Source organism: Nocardiopsis sp. TNDT3, assembly GCF_003427465.1.
GTDB classification, from domain to species: Bacteria; Actinomycetota; Actinomycetes; order Streptosporangiales; family Streptosporangiaceae; genus Nocardiopsis; species Nocardiopsis dassonvillei.
Map to the genome: position 1 here is coordinate 1 of NZ_QPFC01000491.1, position 1,093 is coordinate 1,093.

1 protein-coding gene and 1 tRNA gene are annotated in these 1,093 nt (G+C 71.0%); one reads left to right on the forward strand and one right to left on the reverse strand.

Features of this window, described 5'->3' with window-relative positions; translation table 11 throughout:
- Positions 1 to 649, forward strand: a 649-nt coding sequence (locus DQW06_RS12795; protein WP_157983428.1) for an ABC transporter ATP-binding protein, incomplete at its 5' end; no start/stop codon positions are given.
- 85 nt (positions 650 to 734) lie between these two features.
- Here DQW06_RS12795 and DQW06_RS12800 read toward each other — a convergent pair.
- Positions 735 to 811 (reverse strand) — tRNA-Met (locus DQW06_RS12800).
- Between the last annotated feature and the right edge of the window lie 282 nt (positions 812 to 1,093).

Genomic DNA, 1,093 nt, shown 5'->3' on the forward strand with positions numbered 1-1,093 from the left:
GGGGATGACCCGGCACTTCACGGTGTCGGGGGCCCGGATCGACGTGCTGCGCGACTGCACGTTCCGGGTGGGGCGGGGCGAGGTGGTGGCGATCGTCGGCCAGTCCGGCTCGGGCAAGTCCACCCTGCTCAACGTGCTGGGCCTGCTCGACCGGCCCAGCGGCGGCACGTACACGTTCGACGGCGTGGACACCACCCGCCTGGGCGAGGGCCCGAGGTCGCGCCTGCGCGGCGAGGGGATCGGCTTCGTGTTCCAGCAGTTCCACCTGCTGGAGCGGCGGACCGCCCTGGCCAACGTCGGCGTGCCGATGGTGCTCGGCGGCGTGCCGCTGCTGCGCCGCCGGGCGCGGGCCCGCGAACTGCTGGAGGCCGTGGGGCTGGGGCACCGGCTGCACTCGCAGCCGCACCAGCTCTCCGGCGGTGAGCAGCAGCGTGTGGCCCTGGCGCGGGCGCTGAGCCGGGAGCCCGCCCTGATCCTCGCCGACGAGCCCACGGGCGCACTGGACGCCGCCAGCAGCACCATGATCATGGACCAGTTGCTGGAGCAGGCCCGGATCCGCGACGCGGCGGTGGTCGTGGTGACCCACGACCCCAAGGTGGCCGAGCGGGCCGACCGGGTGGTCGAACTCGTGGAGGGCCGTACCCGCTGAGCGCGCGCCGCCCGGGAGACCGGGCGGCGCACCGCCGCTCGGGCACACGAAAAACGCCGGGCGCGAAATGCGCCCGGCGTTTTGCTGGTAGCGGGGACAGGATTTGAACCTGCGACCTCTGGGTTATGAGCCCAGCGAGCTACCGAACTGCTCCACCCCGCGTCGTGATCTCTATTTTAGGGGGTTTGGCCCCTGGTGGCAAATCGGTTTTCCCTGCGTTTCCGCGTGGAAAACCGGTGGAGATCCCACCCTTCGGCAGTCGGTTTCCCGACCGCCTTCGGCAATCCTACCAGCGCTTGCGCCCTGGTCCGACCGCCCGGGCTCCCCTGGAGGAACCCGCCTTCCGTTCCCCTCCGCAAAAGGGGGGATCCGGAAAACCGACGGACCCGGGATTTCTCCCGGGTCCGGGTCTGGTAGCGGGGACAGGATTTGAACCTGCGACCT